This window comes from Pedobacter miscanthi (genome assembly GCF_003315595.1).
Taxonomy (GTDB): domain Bacteria; phylum Bacteroidota; class Bacteroidia; order Sphingobacteriales; family Sphingobacteriaceae; genus Pedobacter; species Pedobacter miscanthi.
The window spans coordinates 1-1,229 of sequence record NZ_QNQU01000070.1 but is presented as its reverse complement, the minus strand read 5'-3'; the positions used below and the strand labels follow the sequence as shown (position 1 = coordinate 1,229).

The window sequence follows — 1,229 nt, the reverse complement described above, 5'->3', positions numbered from 1 at the left end:
TGAGCCCGACGAGCTACCAACTGCTCCACCCCGCACTCTATTTTCTGCTTCAAATATCGCGTTTGAAGGAGTGCAAAGGTAAGATTTGTTTTGATATTTGCAAAGCCATTTGCGAAATATTTTAAAATATTTTTTTCAGCCTCTTCAGTCCCAAAAATGTATCGGATTTACTCAAATAAATTTTGAATTGATAATGAGCAGGTTGTAGCCTTCTGACAAAAGTTTAACCATTTTTTGAGATGAAAATTTTGGTTAAATAAATTTTGTTGCTTTTCTTTGTTTATAATTAGTCTAAATAAAAACTATTATTTCTTGTTTAGTACTAATTTTTATCTCAATATATATTTGGTTAGTTATGTTGATTTGAAGTCCTGTTTGCCCGCATCACTACCGGATGCGGGTAAATCAGGCGCTATTATTCAATTTGATTAAATTCTGTCTTAAGTTCTCCTTTTCGGCAATATTTATTTAGTAACTGGCTTTCCGATGCTAAAACTATTATGATACATTATTTAAAAATTAGTGATATTTACATTTGAGCTACAGCTAAGTTTTTATGGGCGTTACTACAGAATCGATCTCAATACATCGTCTTACTGGCAAAATTTCTGAACTAAGGAATCACGAAGAAATTATTTCCATTTTAAAGAAGAGGAAGTATAATATAATAAGGGAAGATCCTTTAGAGATTTGTTTTGCTTTGCCAAAGTCTGCATATTCTGCCAGGAACAAAAATAAAATAATACAGGGCTCAATTCTGTATCACCCTGTTTCAGGAGATTTTGAATTTATTTATCCGGATAAATATTCTTTACCTGACCTTTTGGTGCCAGCCATTGCATCTATCTTATTTGCCTGTTATTCCGGATGGTTTGGCTTTGTTATAATTCTATTAGTTGTAGCAGGTGTCTCTCGTTTCAGTTTTTTGTTTTATAAGAATGTATTAAGTCGGGAATTTATCAGCGATTTAAAATTAAAAGCAGATTATCCTTAATGATTGGGCGGGAAAATGTATAGAAAGCAAAAATCCCGCTCTACTTATCGTAAAGCGGGATCGTAGCCCGTAGGGGAATCGAACCCCTGTTTCCAGAATGAAAATCTGGCGTCCTCACCCCTAGACGAACGGGCCATTTTTCAGTTTTTAAATTTTCAGTTCCCAGCTTTCAGTTAAACTGATCACTGTAAACTACCAACTGAATTGGTAGCGGGGACACGACTCGAACGTGCGA

1 protein-coding gene and 1 tRNA gene are annotated in these 1,229 nt (G+C 34.8%); one reads left to right on the top strand and one right to left on the bottom strand.

Going from position 1 to position 1,229, the window contains the following annotated elements:
* Positions 1 to 556: 556 nt before the first annotated feature.
* A complete protein-coding gene (locus tag DRW42_RS28385; protein WP_113952224.1) occupies positions 557 to 994 on the top strand; it encodes a hypothetical protein in 438 nt (145 codons plus the stop codon).
* 63 nt (positions 995 to 1,057) lie between these two features.
* Here DRW42_RS28385 and DRW42_RS28380 read toward each other — a convergent pair.
* Positions 1,058 to 1,129: transfer RNA gene (locus DRW42_RS28380), tRNA-Glu, on the bottom strand.
* Between the last annotated feature and the right edge of the window lie 100 nt (positions 1,130 to 1,229).

Coding starts and splice junctions, on each gene's coding strand:
- DRW42_RS28385 (WP_113952224.1), top strand. CDS start 557: ATGGGCGTTACTACAGAATCGATCTCAATACATCGTCTTACTGGCAAA.